Raw genomic sequence first — 16,950 nt, 5'->3', positions numbered from 1 at the left:
GATAGTGAATTTAGTGTTTAGCTATATTCCACTTCAACAGTATCGCCTTTGTTGTTCATTTTGGTTGAAGACCAAAGCACTCCGCCCATGGCTGCGCCAATAATGAGGTAGAACACGCCTAACTGTAGATGAGTCGTGACCCAACTCTCTACTAGATACCCACCCAATAAACCCGCTAAACACATCTGAATAGAGCCCGACAATGCCGATACTGCGCCCGCTTGCTTCTTATGAGGTTCTAATAACATGCTGATTGATAATGGGAACGAAATGCCTTGTGCTATCGCCAACCAAGTAAACGCCCAAACCAAGTTAAAGATGGATAACTCATGAGTAAGAAGCCAAGTTCCCGAAGCCAAAATAATCAAAATCGCAAGGCTCATCAATTGCGGAGTGCTAAACCTACGATTGAGCAAGTTCAAAGCAACGCTACCGATCAGTAAGCCTGCCGAAGGGACAATCATCAATGAACCATACTCAGCGGCGGTCAGCCCCAATTGCTCTTGCATTAAGAATGGGAATAAAGATAACGATACCAAACTCGCCATATAACTCATCCAGTTATAACTGGCGCTGCTTATCACTTGGCGATTCGTTAACAAGCGTCCGTAGTTCTTTACCACTTGGCTGACTTCAAAACGGCTCTTCCCATATGGCAGAGTTTCATGCAACACGAAGTAACCCAGTGTGAATATCGCCAGTAAATACAATAGAACGAACAGGAACACCGCCTGCCAACCGAGGTGAAATGAAATCCAGCCACCAAATACAGGCGCGATGATCGGCATAATCGACGCGGTGATCGAGATATAAGACAACGCTTTGGTAAGCTGTGAACCATCATAACTGTCACGAAGCACACTTCGCCCAAGAACCGAGGCACTACCCGCCCCTAAACCTTGTAGCAAGCGACCAACTTCTAGCGCCGTCATATTGTCAGAAAACACAACACAAACGACTGTACCAATCAAATAAACACCCTGACCTAACAAGAAGATAGGTCTTCTTCCCACCGCATCGGACATCGGTCCGTAAAATAGCTGAGACAAGCCAAAACCCACCAGAAACAGCGTGACGAGAAGCTGTACATCTACTTGAGTAGCACTTAAATCAGAAGCAATTAACGGTAATGCTGGCAAGTAGATGCTCACACCCACCTGCCCCGTAGCAATAATCATCATTGCTAAGAGTAACGGTGTTTTTTTAAAGGTCGATTGGCTCAAAAAATTCCCTATTCGTTTGATATTTGTTCATTAGATGAGTTTACATTCAAACCAATAATTGATAATTAGCTAAATTGGAATTTTATTAAGTCCCAACAGGAAATAATATGGATTGGATTCTTACCGTAAAAAGCTACGTCAGAGTAGTCGAAGAAGGCAGCTTCAATGGTGCTGCTCGAAAACTTAACACCACCAGCTCGGCGATCAGCAAAAGAGTGAACTGGCTAGAAGAGCGCATCGGCACCCAACTGTTAAAGCGCACTACGCGATCAATTAGCCAAACCGAAGCAGGTGCGCTCTTTTACCTGCGAGCCAAGGATCAGCTCGACAATTGGCAGTCCATTATTGATGAGACTCGCTCGGTTAACCAAACCCCAGCAGGCCTATTAAAGATTGGCGCTACGATTGCGGTTGGCTCTAAGTTTCTGGTGCAATACATGGACGACTTCTTAGAAAAATACCCAGACATTAAGGTGCAGCTGATCACGACCACGCCAGGCCAATTACCTGAACTGGGCTTGGACTTGGTAATCAGTCGTGAATTAGAACAACTCAACTCATTAAGCTTCAAGAAAACACCGCTGTTTGAACACAAAGCCAGCTTCTATGCAGCGCCAAGCTATTTAGCTAAACATGGTTACCCCGCCAACGAGCAGGACTTAGAACAACACAACTCTTTGATTTGGGGAGAGCGCCCTACCCGAGAAGTCACACTCACCAAAGGGCAACGCATCACCCTCAATGGTAACTTTGCGACCACCAATCCAGAGGCTTTGTTTCATGCTGCGAAGCGAGGAATGGGCGTACTGTTAACCATCAAAGCGATGATCAAAGAGGATCTAAAGCAAGGGACATTAGTTCCAGTATTGCCAAATATTACCGCCGACGAAGTGATGGTTTACGCGTACTACCCTAAGCTTGATTACTCGCACACGCGAACCAAGCTCTTTTTGGACCATCTGAAAGACAGGCTAGACAAAGAGCGTAGCACGCAAGCTCTGTGAAATAAGTCACATTTTAATTTGAAAAGTTATACAACACGGCCAATAATAAACTTGACGCATATATATTATACAAGTTCGCACATATACAAGATAATACGTATACCGCTTACACAGTGAATCTGGTTAACTAGGGGTGGTGGCTATGACTCAACATACGCACAATAGCATGATAGACACAGAGCGCATTGGCCGTTTGCTGAAATTGGAAGGTATCGACCTTTTAGAGTCAGCTGTGCTTACTTTACATCAGACCTTTGATACTCAATACACTAGCATCATTGAGAAGAAGTACTTCCCTGACCAAACCGTTCCTTTGGTGATCGCCCATTCTGATCATGTATTACATGACAAAATCAATGCGCGCCATGGTCACATCTACCAACAAGCCGTCAATCAAAGACACCCAGATTGCTCATTTTCTCAGTACATCGTCCAGTCATTGCCAACATCGGCATTTAGGCAGGAAATCACCTCACAAAACTCCATCGCGATCCCGACTCAAACTCAAAGTGGCGAAGTGATGGGCGTGCTGTTTTCAACGTTCACCTCGCCTCTTAGCCCTGATCAGCAACAAGACGTGGTAAAGCACCATCAATTGTTCGCCGACATCATCATCCACACCTTGCGTGAAATGTGGTTTAACGATCGTTCCGAACAACTTGTAAATCAGCTTAGTTATGAGGTGTCACACGACAGCCTAACCGGGTTACTCAACCGAAGCTGTTTATCAGATACCTTAGAGTCGATTACTCAACAGAGCGTCACTCCTTTTACATTGGCTTTACTCGATATCAATAGCTTCAAAGCCATTAATGATATGCACGGTAATTATATTGGCGACAAGGTGCTGCAGTTTATCGCAGAAATATTGCGCCGAACTTTACCTGAAAGCAACCTGACTTTCCGGACTGCTGGCAACGAGTTCGCCTTCATCACCTACCATTCTGAACCGATAGCCGTGTGCGAACAAATACTGGCCAAAATTAAGCAGGGCTACAGTAGCGTTGATATCAAGATAGATTTCGACGTCAGCATCGGTATTGCCAGTTCGGATGGAGACAACAAAGACGTTGAGCAAATCATCTTCAATACCAGCTTGGCGCTTAAAGAGTGTAAACACAGCCAAGATACTCATATTCAATGTTATGACACTCACTTAAGAGTTCGTTACCAAAGAAAAACCGAGCTAGTCGCAGCGCTACGAAGTGAGCTGGAAAACCCAATTTCACAAAGCTATATCCCCGACAGCAATGGAATGTACGTAGTGGTACAGCCGATTGTGGGTCAAGGTGAAACGCAATGGGAATATTTCGAGGTACTGACTCGCTGGAAAACCGCCAGACATGGAGACATCTCACCCGTAGAGTTTATTCAAGTGGCAGAAGAGTCAGGGCTGATTGTCGAATTAGGTGAACGCATTATTGAATTGGTGTGCCGCGCTAAAACCACACTAGAGCAAGGCTTGGGCTACAAGGTTAAACTTGGAATCAACTGCTCTGCGCACGAGCTTACTGATTCGAAACGTTATATATCCTACCTGACTCGAACCATTGAACAGCACCATTTTAAGGCGAATGAGTTTGTTATCGAGTTAACCGAAACCGTTCTGTTATCGCCAACACAAGAGACAAAATCCGCGCTTAACTTTCTGAGAGGACAAGGCTTCACGATTGCACTCGACGACTTTGGTACAGGCTACTCCAGTTTGAACTACATCCACAGCTACCCTATCGATTACATTAAAATTGATGCGACCTTTATTCGAGACTTGTTAACTAGTTCGACCTCAGAGAGCGTAGTATGGCTGATTGTTCAACTGGCCCATAGACTCGATGTATCTTTGGTTGCGGAAGGTGTTGAGAAGCGTGAGCAATTAGAAAAGCTGCACGCGATGGGATGTGACAAGATCCAAGGTTACCTCTACTCACCTCCAATGCGGCCTGAAGCTATCGTTAGCTATGTCGCGCACTCAGAGCCTTTAGTTTAAACCCTTACCGAACCTTCTATGGAGAACTAAAAAGCCGCAAGAGCATCACTTAACACTGACTGTGCTTTGTGATGCTCTTGCGGCTTTAAAACAGTTTAATGGCTAGCTACTTACTAGCATTATTAACCATTGCTAGATTGCGCGTTTCTAACGCTGCCTTCAATAGCTTGTCGGCTTCATCTCTCGCGGCTGTGAATGTCGCTTTTTCCTTTTTAGGCACAGAATCGGCCATTGGGATATTCGCTTTCATCGCATCAACAGGGCGACCACGTTCGATCAGTTCATAGTGCAAGTGAGCACCTGTCACTCGACCCGTTTTACCCGATAGGCCAATACGTTGACCACGAGATACCGTTTGTCCTTTACGAACAAGGATCTTGCTTAAGTGCAAGTAGCGCGTTTTATAAGTGCTACCGTGTTGAATCACCACATAGTTACCCGCATAAGGGTGTTTACGCGTCATGATCACTTTGCCATCACCCGTTGCTTGAACAGGTGTGCCAATTGGTGTCGCGAAATCCGTACCGTTGTGCGGTGAAATACGGCCAGTCACAGGGTGTAAGCGCTTAGGGTTAAACTGAGAACTTTGGCGCCAGCTACTGCTCACTGGGTAACGTTGGAAAGCACGTTGTAAGCTATCGCCATTAGCATCGTAATATTGTCCGTCAGTGTGTAAGTATGCTGACACAACGCGGTTACGATTCATGATCTTAATTGCTTCAATTTCACGTTTTCCGGTTGCAACACCATCAACATATTGCGCTTTTTGAAGCACTTCAAACTGATCGCCAGCACGTAGGTCTCGGCTAAAGTTCAGCTTATCTTTAAGAAGAGTCACAATATGGTCAATCTCAAGACTGCTCAGGCCAACCTTGTTCGCCGACATAGAGAAGCTGCCTTGAATATCACCCACTAAAGGTTTTTGCTTCCATTCACCAGGAATAGAGATGTCTTCGAATTCGTAGCTGCCGTCACCAAGTAATCGGTAAACCACTTTGTCCGCGACGCTAAATTGAAGTTCCATTTTAGAAAGGTCGCCGGTCGCTTCATCACGCCAAAAGCGTAATGTATTACCCGGACGAAGCGTATCTAAAGCAAGGAAGTTCAAATCAGTTTCCATCACGCTCATCATCGATTTATAAGAAAATCCAAGTTGCGTGAAGATGCTACTCAAGTTATCGCCAGATTGAATTTGGTACTCAAACGTTGGCGGTTCGATAACAGTAACAGAAGAAGGTGACAGAATTGACTCAATAACGGTTGAGTCGGGCAAATCAAGATCGATCGTTTTCGTCAGATCCGATTGTGACGATTGCAGAGCAACACCAATCGCAGCAATAAGTGGCAGTCCCAAAATAGCTACTTTTTTTACAGGTGAAAGCTCAGCAAACGGAGAGGGAAATATTTTTGAATACACGGTAAACAGGTCTTTCTACGATATAAAGGCATAGGATATGCTTTTCAAACGCATAAATCATCAATGCATTGTCATAATATGATGTGAATCTTCCCAACTTAGCCTAAGTCATTGAGTTGCCGTAGATGAAGAGCCACTAGATAAGAAATAAAATTAACCGCTAAATTTAAAAATAAAAAAGCAGAAATGGCTAGTTTCTGCTTTCTATTGGTTGACGTTATTCCGTTTCGAATAATTAATAAACGAAGCGAATTAGTCGCTGGTTTTAAGAAAAGATTATGCGTTTACCGTCGACACTAGGCAGTTGTCTTCACCAAATTCATTTGGGATGTAACGATCGGCATTAGCATCGTTCACCCATTGTTGGTCATCAACTAGGTAGCGGAATTGAAACTCGCCATCTTTAGGTAGACGAGTTTTAAACTTGTAAACCTTCCCTTTGGCCAGTTTTTTCATTGGGGTGGCTTTCCAATCAAGAAAGTCAGCAACGATGGATACAGAGTTCGCTTCTTGAGCTTCTAGCTCGAAGGTCACTTCAACTTCATCTTTCGTCTTAAAAAAACGTTTATTAATCATTCGCAAGCTCCATTTGTAATAATAAGCGGACACAAAGCTAACTGTGTCTAAATTTCATTCATCTAACTAAGATAATATGTAATTTGGCTCACATAAACAACAGATCCTTACATTCACGCAAACGTTATTGCTTACCAATTGATTGCGTATCAAAAGAAAAACTCATTAACACCTTTTCAGAAGGGGGTTCTGCAAATGATTGTTCCGCAGAATGCTGAGTAAAGCCGATAAAACCTTCCCCAGTAAGTTTATTCTGTGATTGCGAATCTGGCAGCTGAGCGACCTCCAATGTCTGAATTTGTATACGGTCACCCAGTAAAAGTTGGTCGACTAACACCACACGGCTTCGTTGCTGGTCATGCTTAAACAGGCCTAGATAATAGAAAACACCGCTGCCTTGGTTAGATATCCACATCGGCGCGACAAAGAAACTCGCCTTGCCCAACGTGGCGGCTGAAAGATTATTTGTGTCTACCGTTACCACACCGCGCTCAACACCTGAGTCATAGCGTCCAAACGCGATGGCTCTAGGCTCATCAACTTCATTGATAAAAGCGTAGGCGTTAGTCTCAGGTACTTTAATTGTCCATGGATTGGTCGTCTTCAAATCAAAAACGGTCTCAACAACAGGGTCATAACTGACTTGAGAAGAAGGAAACTTCGCCAAGATCTCTTCATCACTTAAGCTAAAGCGATAAATACCCGCTACTATCACCACAACCAGCATGACAATTGGAATCAGTAGAATCAGAGGGATAGGTAAGATTTTCTTTTTCATGGGCAATTATATTCTTTTGTTTTCATCCAGTTGTGCAGACCATAAAGGGCTTTAGTATAATTATCAATACAGGGTTAACCAGAAGTGGAGCATGGATGGATATCAATCATATTAAAGATAGAAATATCAGAAGTTGCGAATGCCGCTGTGGAGCAGTCAACCTAGTATGCCGAGGTGAACCTCAACGTACATCTGTCTGCCATTGCTATGAGTGTCAGAAACGCACCGGAAGTGTGTTCGGCATTCAGGCTCAGTTCCCAATAGAACAAGTTACACTCAGCGGTGAAGTGACCTCTTTTTCACGCATCAGCGATACGGGTAATGAAGTGACCTATCAGTTTTGTCCCAAGTGTGGCACCACCATGCTTTTGCAGTCGGTTGCCGCCGCTGATTTTTATATCGTCCCGCTCGGATTATTTAAAGAGCAAGACTTCCCACTGCCGAGCTTTTCGGTTTATGAAGAACGCAAACACGGTTGGGTTAAGTTCGACCACCAAATGAGCCATTACAACTAGTTCGTCATTGAGCGTTATCTTTATCTCGTTATTGACCGTTATCTTTATATAGCAACAGTATTAAAACAAACTGCAATACTGTTGCCTAAGATCAAATATCACCGCTTCACAGCGCTAGCGTATCTTTTGTCTAGCGTTATAATCTTGCTCCTCTATTTAACCCAGGGTGAACCACATGATTTCTAAGTTACCTCGCTGGGTTGAATACGGCGCCCTTTTGTTAGCTGGTCTTGCTGGCAGTGTTAATGCTATCGGCTTACTTGGCTTCCAACATCAAGCTATCTCCCATATCTCCGGCACCATGTCTTTGCTAGGCAGTAGCCTGCTTACACCGACCTCGGCTTCTGTTCACCTCCTATTGGTGATCATGAGCTTCATGTTAGGTGCGGCGTTCAGCGGGTTCTTTATTGAAAACCAAGCATTGAAGTTAGGACGCCGTTACGGTGTTGCACTATGTATTGAGGGTGGATTGCTGTTTTTGGCGCTGTGGACACTGTTGCAAGGCTATACTTCAGGTCAGTATTTCGCTTCAGCCGCGTGTGGTTTGCAGAACGCGATGATCACCACTTACAGCGGGGCAATCATTCGAACAACACACATGAGCGGGATCATTACCGATCTTGGGATCATGATTGGCGCTCGCTTAAAGGGGATGCCTTTTGACTGCCGTAAAGCCAAACTGCTAATTTTCATTGTGGTTGGCTTCCTGTTTGGCGGCTTAATTGGCGCTTGTCTGTTCCAACGCTTCGAAATCTTGGCATTGGCTTTCCCTGCCTCTTTTGCTTTCATTATTGCGTTTAGCTACTGGTTATACTTGACCTATCGAACTGAAACCCCAGTCAATTTATAAATATCTGGCAATATAACCTCAAACTACGTAACATCCGCAACACTTTATTCTAAACTCTTAATACGTTGCAGAATAACCAGTATGAATATTTAGCTATATTTGATGAATAGTATTGCAAGCGATATTAATACTGGGTAATCTTGCACCCAATGAGAAAATACGGACGTTTAGTGAATAAAAATGCCAAGGATGTGGCTTTTTTACGTGTAGAAATTCGAGAACAATAACATGTCTAACAACACGAATACTGCTCAAACAGAGAAATCTAAAGGCAGTTTCTGGGTTTTCTTAATCCCATCATTGATTGGTTTATTCCTTTTCATGGCGCCAATCAGCTATCAAGGTGATCTAACCATCCCTGTAGCTATCTTAGCCAAATCAATTCAAGCGGTTTTCGGTGAATATTTAGTTCCTATCATCACTGCGATCGTTGCTTTCATGTCTGTAGCTTCAGTTTTAAGCACCATTTTTAAGCCTACATTCATTACATCAAATTCATTTTTAAACGGCCTTTTCAACCCATCTCCACTGTGGTTGCTGGTTCGTTTAATTGGTGGTGCTGCAGCCGTTATGGCTTTCTTCCAAGTTGGGCCTGAGGTTATTTGGGAAGAAAATACTGGTGGTCTGGTTCTAGAAGGCCTGCTTCCGACACTGTTCTCAGTATTCATCTTTGCTGGTTTGCTACTTCCGCTTCTACTTAACTTTGGTCTACTAGAGCTGTTTGGCACGCTACTAAGTAAAATCATGCGTCCAATCTTCAACCTACCAGGCCGCAGTGCTATTGACTGTATGGCTTCTTGGTTGGGTGACGGCAGTGTTGGTATCCTGCTTACAAGCAAACAGTACGAGAAGAAATTCTACACTCAGCGTGAAGCTGCGGTTGTTGGTACGACTTTCTCAGCAGTATCTATCACATTCAGTCTTGTGGTTATTGCTCAGGTAGAACTAGAGCACCTGTTCCTACCTTTCTACGCAGCAATCTGTTTAGCGGGTATTGTGGCAGCGGTGATCATCCCTCGCCTTCCACCACTAAGCATGAAGAAAGATACTTTCATTGATGGCAGCAAGCCGCACAAAGACGCTGACGCGATCCCAGCAGGTCACTCAACGTTCTCTTGGGGTCTTGAGCTAGCGGTAAATAAAGCATCTCAAGTAAAGTCGGCTAAATCTGTATTTGGCGAAGGCGTTCGTAACGCCGTAGATATGGTATTTGGCGTACTGCCTGTTGTTATGGGTTTAGGTACAATGGCACTGGTTATTGCGGAATACACGTCTGTGTTCTCAATCCTAGGTCAGCCTTTCATTCCATTCCTAGAGCTACTTGGTGTTCCTGAAGCGGTTGCAGCATCTGAAACGATTGTTGTTGGTTTTGCGGACATGTTTATCCCAGCAATCCTTGCGGCTTCTATCGACAACGAGATGACTCGCTTTGTTATTGCAGCAATGTCGGTAACTCAGCTGATCTACATGTCTGAAGTGGGCGCTCTGCTTCTAGGCAGTAAGATTCCAGTGAACATCTTAGAACTGTTTATTATCTTTATTCTACGTACGTTAATTACGCTTCCAGTTATCGCTGGTGTAGCGCATCTAATATTCTAAATTAGATACTACTTATGTAACTCAATAAAGATTCAGTTTATAAAGCCTCACTTTTGTGGGGCTTTTTATTTGCGAATAATATATACACAGTATTATTTGGAGTTCAATTAATTTATAAGCTCCGCATGTCATTTGATTTCATATCGTTTGTTCACCCCGCCTCTTGTTAATAGAAAACTGAACGCATAATCGTCAAATTAATACATTCTTAATCCCTCCTTAAACTCTGTCTAGCCCCATTCCCCAACTCATTGAACCAAATACTAAAAGTAACAAATATGTGATTTAGTGAATTTTGTATTGTTTAGATTGTTGTATTTTTGCAGTCTATTTTGTGAAATTACATTCAAGTAAAACCCAATCTAGTCGATATATATAATTACAAAAACACGATTAACTTTAGTCTTCGCAAAGCCTGTGAGAAGGGGAAAACTCAATGAAATTTAGCCATAAGGTGGTTGCTGCATCATCAGCCTTGCTGCTAGTGACAGTATCATTGCTTTCAATACAACAACTTTACACTGTAAGAAGTGCAGTAGAAAACCACGTCAATGCGAGCCTGAAAGAGATGGTCTCGGGCGTGAAAAATACCGTCGTATCGGAGATGAACGCCAAGAAAGCGTTGGCTCAATCGACGACTGAAGTCATCGAGATCAACCCTGAAGATCGCGCTTACGTTAAAGAAATCTTAGAAAAGCCAAAGCTTAAAAACAGCTTCCTAGCGGTTGGTTTTGGTTATGAAGCAAACGGTTTCGTTATTGAAAATGATGATGGTTGGGATGCCGGTCCAGACTACGACCCACGAATTCGTCCTTGGTACATTGATGCTAAATCCAAAAACAGTTTAGTTGTTACCGCTCCTTATGTGGATGCATCAAGTAAGAAAGTCATCATATCAGTAGGTACTCCAGTTAAAGACAACGGCCGCTTTACTGCGGGTATGTTCTACGACCTAGAATTGACGAACCTTGCTACCTTGGTCAACCAAGTGAACTTGTTTGATGCGGGTTACCTGTTCCTAGTAACAGCCGACGGCACCACGATTGCTCACCCAAATGCGAAAAACAACGGTGAAACGCTATCAAGCTACATGCCACAAGCGACTATTCGTGAAGGCTCTCAAGAAATTGAAGTCGACGGCAAAATGTTCCTAGTTAATTTCACCCACATCCCTAGTGAAGATTGGTATATAGGTGCAATCCTCGATGAAGAGATCGCGTTCCAAACCGTTGAAGAATTGAAGAACAGCTCAATGATCTACTCGTTGATTGCAGTTATTCTCAGCATCATTGCACTGACTGTTCTGATTCGTGTGTTAATGCGTCCACTGGATGCGCTTAACCAAGCCATTCAAGATGTGGCGAGCGGTCAAGGTGATTTAACTAAGCGCCTAGATACCAACACAGACCAAGAGTTCTCTGACCTAGCGAAAGGTTTCAACACCTTTACTGAAAACCTGCAAAATCAGATCATTCAATCGAAAGCGATTGGTGTTGAAATTAAGCGTGGTACTGAAATCACGGTTAAAGGTGCAGGCGAATCAGCGAAAGCGATGAATACCCAACTGGAAGAGCTTGAACAGTTAGCGACTGCAATGAACGAGATGGCGGTTACTGCAACTGAAGTTGCAAACAATGCTCAAGGCGCAGCAGCGGCAGCCCGTGAAGCAGACGAAGCAACGCTAGACGGCACATCTGTCGTAAGTGACACCACTCAAGCGATTGATAACCTTTCAGCACGTATCGACCAAGCGGTTGCCGAAGTACAAGTACTTGAATCAGCAACAGCCAACATCGAAACAATTCTAAAAGTAATCAACGATATTGCAGACCAAACCAACCTACTGGCATTGAATGCGGCTATTGAAGCGGCGCGTGCTGGTGAATCAGGCCGTGGTTTCGCAGTCGTTGCCGATGAAGTTCGTACTCTGGCACAACGTACTCAAGAATCAACTACGGAAATCCGCAACATGATCGAGCAGCTCCAAGCGGGTGCAAGCTCAGTATCGAACGCGATGAACCAAAGTAAAGACACAGCCACTGACGCCGTTGAACGCGCTCAGCAAGCGAACTCTTCACTTGACCGTATCCGTGACGCGATTCAACGCATCTCAGATATGAACATCCAGATTGCTTCAGCGGCAGAAGAGCAGAGCTTAGTAGCGGAAGAGATCAATAACAACACTGTTAAGATCAAAGACCTTTCAACACAAGTATCAACAGCGGCCCAAGAAGCGAATACCGCAATGCAGCAGCAAACTGACAATGTTCGCCAACAAGACGAGCTATTGAATAAGTTTACGGTTTAACCAAGGTTTGGCTCAGTTGCCGTTTGGCTGAGTCGCCATTTGGTTTAGTTACCGAGCAATAGCTTAAAATAAAAAGCCCCGATTACTGATTGCCAGTAAGCGGGGCTTCTCTTTCTAGTCTATCCAAGTTAACTCGTGACAGGCTTCAATTCATTCGTCGTTAACATCATGCATTGGTTCGATTCCACCTTGATGGTTAAATCCTTACCAACACATTCAAACACATCATCCGACAGTAAATCGGTTACCGCACCAGTCCAATTTAATGAGGCTGTTTTGCTTCGCTTCGACTTGTTGATCACCACAATGCCTTTATCGCCACGGACAAACACCAACAAATCATCATTCGCTTCAACCACACGCATCGCTTCGCCATGAACATGGTTATGGAATTGAATCATGCTTTTCATGTAAGGCGCTTGCCAGTCGTTAAGCCAACGAGGCTGACCGCTCTTGTCCAGAATACCGCTTGTGCTCAGTTCACTGTAAACAAGCGGCACACCGCCATCTCGACCAAGAATGAAAGCATGAGCCAATCGCTCATCCACTTCATCCATCACATGCTCCAAAAACACCTCGTTATTGGGAATATCATGAGTGACCGCAAACGTGATCGCTCGCATATTCGACAGAGCCTGACCAAAACAGTATGGGTTAATCAAAGACTTAAAGCTGCCCTGCTCTTCAAATGCTTTGAAGATGGTGTTGAACAACGGGAAATCGTAAGCGCCTAAGCGAGTGTGTTTAAGATAAGGCTCAAGGAACAGCTCATACTCTTCTTCTGTCGCGCCGCCATCGGTAATGATCTCACCGAAGATGTGCATTTCTTCGCAGATGTCATCAGTCCACACCTTGCGTAGATGTGCCAGTGTCATGTGCTTTGCCGCGTCAATGCGAAACCCTTTCACACCAATCTCTTTCAGTGCTTTTAGGTAGGCTCTTTGCTGTGCCACCACATTATCGTTATCAAGCAGCGTTGGCAGGCCAGGGTCGCTCGCGCCACCGGTAATACGCCCGTTTTGCACTTCCCAAGTGTCTTTCCAGTTCTTGATGCCAAACGCCTCCACGAAGTCGTTCTCATCAAATAGAGGCTCAGAAAGGTCACCAAACAAACGTATGGATTCATAATAGTCAGCATCTTTTTGATAAGACGCCATGTCTTGCTGATTGGGATACGTTAGATCACCGCGGATACCCGATTCGTTGGCCATGTGGTTAAACACCACATCCACATAAGTACGAAGCCCATGTCGCTTTAACGTGTCGACCATCGCTTTAAAATCTTGTGTGTCACCCAACTGATTATCGATCACACGATAGTCTTGGGGCTGATAGCGTTGCCACCATTGAGTGCCAGAATTTCGATCGCAACCTTTAGGGCCGCGCAGCGATTTCATCGCCGGTGATACTAAAACAGATTTATAACCCAACTCTTGGATCAGTGGGGCGTTCTTCATTACGTCAGCGTAGCACCAGTCAAAGGCATGCAATATGACATCTGTCGCTGGTTTGCTTAACATAGCTGAACTCTCCATGTTGTTCTCCTACCAAACTCGTTTACAGCTTTTTAGAAAAGGCAAAGGCTAAAAGGCAAAGCTGCAATAAATTTCCTCAAGAATGGCATTTATTATATGAGTTACTCATTAAAAACCCTCCTCCTCCTACCAATTACTCACGGTGGATGGTTGAGGGCGTAGCACCAATTATCGCATAACGTCTGGGATGAACACTCAACCGTAGTGCTTTAAAACGCGCACAAAAGTCACAAAAAAGGAGCGTATATACGCTCCTTTTATTCAATCTAACACATATTTATAACTAAGTTCTGTAAAGAACCTTCACGACGTGCCAGCCAAATTTTGTTTTCACAAGGTGTGGTACAAGCGTCTCGCCAGAGAAACAAACCTTATCAAACTGAGGCACCATTTGACCTTTTTTGAACTCACCTAGGTCGCCGCCCTTTTTACCAGATGGACAGGTTGAATGTTTCTTCGCTAGCGTTTGAAATTTAGCGCCCTTTTTAAGCTGCGTCATGATGTCTTCTGCTAGTTCTTTATGCTTCACCAGAATATGAAGCGCTGCTGCTGTTCTTGCCATGATAATTCTCAGTTTGTTGCTGCCAGTTTACTTACGACGATTACTTAGAACATCGCGAATGAACTGACTGTTGTAAATCTGTTTGCCGCTAACGGCTTATCGACATAAATTCATCGACAGCCAGCGTTTAGCGTGATTTTAACCCAAGAACCGCTATTCTTCACTCTATAACCGAAAACAACTGCCTTAAAGGCCATTAAAAACCGCATCGCGACTTGCTGCGGCTTCCATTTCCCTTTAAATTAATCCTTATAAATTAAGCGCGTATTAAGTAGGAGCCACTTATGGCCAAACCGATCAGTAAAGCGAGTCAGTCACAGGGAATGTTGATGTTCAAGTTGTCCCTCACTCAAAGTTTTGCGATTGGCACGCTTAAGGTCAGAGAAATCGTCCCTTTTCAGCCGATGACTCAGATCCCCTACTCCCATCATCACGTGATTGGTACAGTGACTATCCGCGACCTTACAGTTCCTGTGATTGATATGTCCGCTGCGATTGGCTTCCGTCCGATAACACCCGCTGAATACCAAGATTGTGTACTCATCGTTACTGACTGTTTGAGAACAGTTGTGGCGTTCTTGGTTCGTTCAATTGATAAAATCATTGAATGCGACTGGAAGAGCATTGAATCTCCACCCACCAGTGTGGGTCGCAATGTGTTTGTAACGGGTATTACACGTTTTGAAGACCGTATTGTGCAAATGCTCGATGTGGAACTGCTGCTTTCTAAGATCTACCCAGCTTATGAGAATGCTCATATCCCGATGCTGACCGATGTAGAAAGGGAACGCCTCAAAGCATTGAACATCTTATTAGTGGATGACTCTTTGATTGCACGTAAACAGTTATCTGATGCCTTAGACAGCATCAACATCCCTTACAGCATATGTAACAACGGCTTAGATGCCATCGACCTAATGCGACGCCAAGCCAGCGCTGGCAATGCCATTGATCTTCTGGTGAGTGATATCGAGATGCCGGGATTAGATGGTTATGAGCTTGCATTTGAAGTGCAAAACGACAGCGCTTTAAGTCACGCTTACTGTATTTTGCATACCTCACTGTCCAGTGAGATCTGTGTCGACCGTGCTAATCAGGTGGGGGCGCATGAAGCGCTTGAGAAGTTCAACGCGGGTGAATTAATCGAAGCTATGCTACGCGGCGCAAAAGTCTTAAACGGCGCCTCTACGGCTGCTTAGGCTCTGTTATAGAAGCTAAACCTGGCATAGTGCTCAATGGTTTAGCTTCTTAGTCTCTTCTTTCTTCAAATCTTAATAAGAATAGAGCTAACCGTTAGTCTTTGTTTTCTGGCATAGACTTTTTCGGCATAGAGTAGCTCTTACTCACAAATTCCACTTCCTCGACTTCATTCACATGATTGGTAAAAGAGGCCAATGCATAGAGAGTGTTCGCGACTAGGTTGGCGTATTTAAAAAGAATCGGGTCTGGCGACTTTTTGCTTTCATGATGTTCAATACTCACCAAAGCTCGCACAACTTTCTTAGCCTGACAACGACACAAGTGAAGTTCACTAGACACTCGGTGTCCACCGGGTAAGACAAAGCCTTTAACCCCCCCTTCTAACTGCTCACGGATACGATGATAATCTTGCTTGAGCTCGACCAATTCAGACTCGGTGATGGCAAGCTTACCGCGCACAGAGCCATTCAAATGGTAGATGTTTGGCTGCAAGCGTTGCAGGATCTCACGAACCTGAGGCTCTAGCTCTAAAGACAACACCAATCCAACTCGGCAACAAAGTTCATCCGACAAAATCTCAAAATCACAGATAGGACTGTCTTCATAAATAAACGGGTAACAGAACTCGTCCCAATCTCGACTTACTGGTTTCACGTACCGATCCTTACATATAAATAGTCATCAAACGCCAATATACCAAACTCTTTGATTTAGACATAAAAAAGCCCTCACATTGGAGGGCTCCTAAAGAAATCGATTAAACGAGATTACTCGTTAGATACTTTTTTGTGACCTTCTTGTAGGTGAACGAAATCCACCAGATCGTCGCCTGACACTTGGTATGCCTGACCAAAGCCTTTAACGAACAGGCCGTTCTCAGCTTTAAGGTTAAACAGAGAGAAGTCTTGAAGTTGGCTCAAACCATCAATGATTTCACCAAAACGCTCTTGCATCTGGCCAATCACTTGAGTCCAAAGTTCCGTTTCACGCTCCACAACACTTGCTTGAGCATCAAACGTTAAACGTTTACGTGCGTAAAGTTGCTTCGAGCTCTCTTCGTCTTCAATCATCATCAAAGAGACCTGAGGGTTCGCTTTCAAGTTGCGAGCATGACGAGCAATATCAGAAATTAGAACAAAGTAACCTTCTTGGTTCTGAACGAAAGGTGCGTAACTTACGTTCGGGCGACCTTCTTCATCAACCGTTGCAAGTTGAAGGGTACGGCGCTCTTGGCGAAACTCTTTAATTTCTGGACCTAGGCGACCTTGTAGACGTTCTTGTTTTACTTGCTGTTCCATGGGTAATTCCTTTCTTCACTTTCTCTGATTTATTATTTTTGCCCAAGGTTGAGCGATCATTAGCGAACTAAACGATCCTCGAGCATTGATGTCTTGTT

General features: G+C 44.2%; 15 protein-coding genes. 7 read left to right on the top strand and 8 right to left on the bottom strand.

Going from position 1 to position 16,950, the window contains the following annotated elements:
- Nucleotides 1-17 precede the first annotated feature (17 nt).
- Entirely contained in the window at nucleotides 18-1,223 is a 1,206-nt protein-coding gene (locus AB4375_RS07225; RefSeq protein ID WP_017071617.1) for a multidrug effflux MFS transporter, read from the bottom strand.
- Nucleotides 1,224-1,330: 107 nt separating this feature from the next.
- On the opposite strand from AB4375_RS07225, the gene AB4375_RS07220 reads away from it, so the two are divergent.
- The gene (locus AB4375_RS07220) at nucleotides 1,331-2,227 is read left to right on the top strand and encodes a LysR family transcriptional regulator (RefSeq protein WP_372051258.1); all 897 of its coding nucleotides are present in this window, start codon (nucleotides 1,331-1,333) and stop codon (nucleotides 2,225-2,227) included.
- Between the two features lie 142 nt (nucleotides 2,228-2,369).
- Nucleotides 2,370-4,214 carry a putative bifunctional diguanylate cyclase/phosphodiesterase gene (locus AB4375_RS07215; RefSeq protein WP_372051257.1) on the top strand — a complete coding sequence of 615 codons (1,845 nt, stop codon included), beginning with the start codon at nucleotides 2,370-2,372 and terminating at the stop codon, nucleotides 4,212-4,214.
- A gap of 106 nt (nucleotides 4,215-4,320) precedes the next feature.
- Here AB4375_RS07215 and AB4375_RS07210 read toward each other — a convergent pair whose 3' ends face one another.
- The 3 genes from AB4375_RS07210 to AB4375_RS07200 all read right to left on the bottom strand — a co-directional run bounded on the left by AB4375_RS07210 (nucleotide 4,321) and on the right by AB4375_RS07200 (nucleotide 6,985).
- Nucleotides 4,321-5,631: a peptidoglycan DD-metalloendopeptidase family protein gene (locus AB4375_RS07210; RefSeq protein ID WP_372051256.1), complete on the bottom strand. Its 1,311-nt coding sequence runs from the start codon at nucleotides 5,629-5,631 to the stop codon at nucleotides 4,321-4,323.
- A gap of 276 nt (nucleotides 5,632-5,907) precedes the next feature.
- The gene (locus AB4375_RS07205; protein WP_009845720.1) at nucleotides 5,908-6,207 is read right to left on the bottom strand and encodes an isoamylase early set domain-containing protein; all 300 of its coding nucleotides are present in this window, start codon (nucleotides 6,205-6,207) and stop codon (nucleotides 5,908-5,910) included.
- Nucleotides 6,208-6,331: 124 nt separating this feature from the next.
- Entirely contained in the window at nucleotides 6,332-6,985 is a 654-nt protein-coding gene (locus AB4375_RS07200) for a hypothetical protein (protein WP_017062744.1), read from the bottom strand.
- A 32-nt stretch (nucleotides 6,986-7,017) separates the two neighbouring features.
- On the opposite strand from AB4375_RS07200, the gene AB4375_RS07195 reads away from it, so the two are divergent.
- The 4 genes from AB4375_RS07195 (at nucleotide 7,018) to AB4375_RS07180 (ending at nucleotide 12,257) form a co-directional block, all read left to right on the top strand.
- Nucleotides 7,018-7,500, top strand: coding sequence for a GFA family protein (locus AB4375_RS07195; RefSeq protein WP_372051255.1), 483 nt, complete (start codon nucleotides 7,018-7,020; stop codon nucleotides 7,498-7,500).
- Between the two features lie 175 nt (nucleotides 7,501-7,675).
- The gene (locus AB4375_RS07190; protein ID WP_102427987.1) at nucleotides 7,676-8,350 is read left to right on the top strand and encodes a YoaK family protein; all 675 of its coding nucleotides are present in this window, start codon (nucleotides 7,676-7,678) and stop codon (nucleotides 8,348-8,350) included.
- Between the two features lie 228 nt (nucleotides 8,351-8,578).
- Nucleotides 8,579-9,949 carry a YjiH family protein gene (locus tag AB4375_RS07185; protein WP_017064319.1) on the top strand — a complete coding sequence of 457 codons (1,371 nt, stop codon included), beginning with the start codon at nucleotides 8,579-8,581 and terminating at the stop codon, nucleotides 9,947-9,949.
- A gap of 436 nt (nucleotides 9,950-10,385) precedes the next feature.
- Nucleotides 10,386-12,257, top strand: a complete 1,872-nt coding sequence (locus AB4375_RS07180; RefSeq protein WP_017062748.1) for a methyl-accepting chemotaxis protein — start codon at nucleotides 10,386-10,388, stop codon at nucleotides 12,255-12,257.
- A gap of 128 nt (nucleotides 12,258-12,385) precedes the next feature.
- Here AB4375_RS07180 and AB4375_RS07175 read toward each other — a convergent pair whose 3' ends face one another.
- Together AB4375_RS07175 and ppiC are read right to left on the bottom strand one after the other, a co-directional pair.
- Complete coding sequence (locus AB4375_RS07175; protein WP_017062749.1) at nucleotides 12,386-13,792, bottom strand: alpha-amylase family glycosyl hydrolase; 1,407 nt, start codon at nucleotides 13,790-13,792, stop codon at nucleotides 12,386-12,388.
- A gap of 283 nt (nucleotides 13,793-14,075) precedes the next feature.
- On the bottom strand, nucleotides 14,076-14,357 hold the full coding sequence (ppiC, locus tag AB4375_RS07170) for a peptidylprolyl isomerase PpiC (protein WP_258185064.1): 282 nt from the start codon (nucleotides 14,355-14,357) through the stop codon (nucleotides 14,076-14,078).
- A 281-nt stretch (nucleotides 14,358-14,638) separates the two neighbouring features.
- Between ppiC and AB4375_RS07165 the strand changes: the two genes are divergently transcribed.
- On the top strand, nucleotides 14,639-15,553 hold the full coding sequence (locus AB4375_RS07165) for a chemotaxis protein (protein ID WP_017062751.1): 915 nt from the start codon (nucleotides 14,639-14,641) through the stop codon (nucleotides 15,551-15,553).
- Nucleotides 15,554-15,647: 94 nt separating this feature from the next.
- Here the strand turns inward: AB4375_RS07165 and AB4375_RS07160 are convergent, their stop codons facing one another.
- Together AB4375_RS07160 and hutZ are read right to left on the bottom strand one after the other, a co-directional pair.
- Entirely contained in the window at nucleotides 15,648-16,208 is a 561-nt protein-coding gene (locus AB4375_RS07160) for an ATP:cob(I)alamin adenosyltransferase (RefSeq protein WP_017062752.1), read from the bottom strand.
- 113 nt (nucleotides 16,209-16,321) lie between these two features.
- Nucleotides 16,322-16,852, bottom strand: a complete 531-nt coding sequence (hutZ, locus tag AB4375_RS07155; RefSeq protein ID WP_004731858.1) for a heme utilization protein HutZ — start codon at nucleotides 16,850-16,852, stop codon at nucleotides 16,322-16,324.
- Between the last annotated feature and the right edge of the window lie 98 nt (nucleotides 16,853-16,950).

Source organism: Vibrio sp. 10N.261.51.C6 (assembly GCF_041471785.1).
Classification (GTDB): domain Bacteria; phylum Pseudomonadota; class Gammaproteobacteria; order Enterobacterales; family Vibrionaceae; genus Vibrio; species Vibrio crassostreae_C.
Note: the sequence above shows the minus strand (reverse complement) of the source record. Positions and strands in the feature narration are given on the sequence as shown.

Coding starts and splice junctions, on each gene's coding strand:
- AB4375_RS07220 (WP_372051258.1), top strand. CDS start 1,331: ATGGATTGGATTCTTACCGTAAAAAGCTACGTCAGAGTAGTCGAAGAA.
- AB4375_RS07215 (WP_372051257.1), top strand. CDS start 2,370: ATGACTCAACATACGCACAATAGCATGATAGACACAGAGCGCATTGGC.
- AB4375_RS07205 (WP_009845720.1), bottom strand. CDS start 6,207: ATGATTAATAAACGTTTTTTTAAGACGAAAGATGAAGTTGAAGTGACC.
- AB4375_RS07200 (WP_017062744.1), bottom strand. CDS start 6,985: ATGAAAAAGAAAATCTTACCTATCCCTCTGATTCTACTGATTCCAATT.
- AB4375_RS07190 (WP_102427987.1), top strand. CDS start 7,676: ATGATTTCTAAGTTACCTCGCTGGGTTGAATACGGCGCCCTTTTGTTA.
- AB4375_RS07185 (WP_017064319.1), top strand. CDS start 8,579: ATGTCTAACAACACGAATACTGCTCAAACAGAGAAATCTAAAGGCAGT.
- AB4375_RS07180 (WP_017062748.1), top strand. CDS start 10,386: ATGAAATTTAGCCATAAGGTGGTTGCTGCATCATCAGCCTTGCTGCTA.
- AB4375_RS07175 (WP_017062749.1), bottom strand. CDS start 13,792: ATGGAGAGTTCAGCTATGTTAAGCAAACCAGCGACAGATGTCATATTG.
- AB4375_RS07165 (WP_017062751.1), top strand. CDS start 14,639: ATGGCCAAACCGATCAGTAAAGCGAGTCAGTCACAGGGAATGTTGATG.
- hutZ (WP_004731858.1), bottom strand. CDS start 16,852: ATGGAACAGCAAGTAAAACAAGAACGTCTACAAGGTCGCCTAGGTCCA.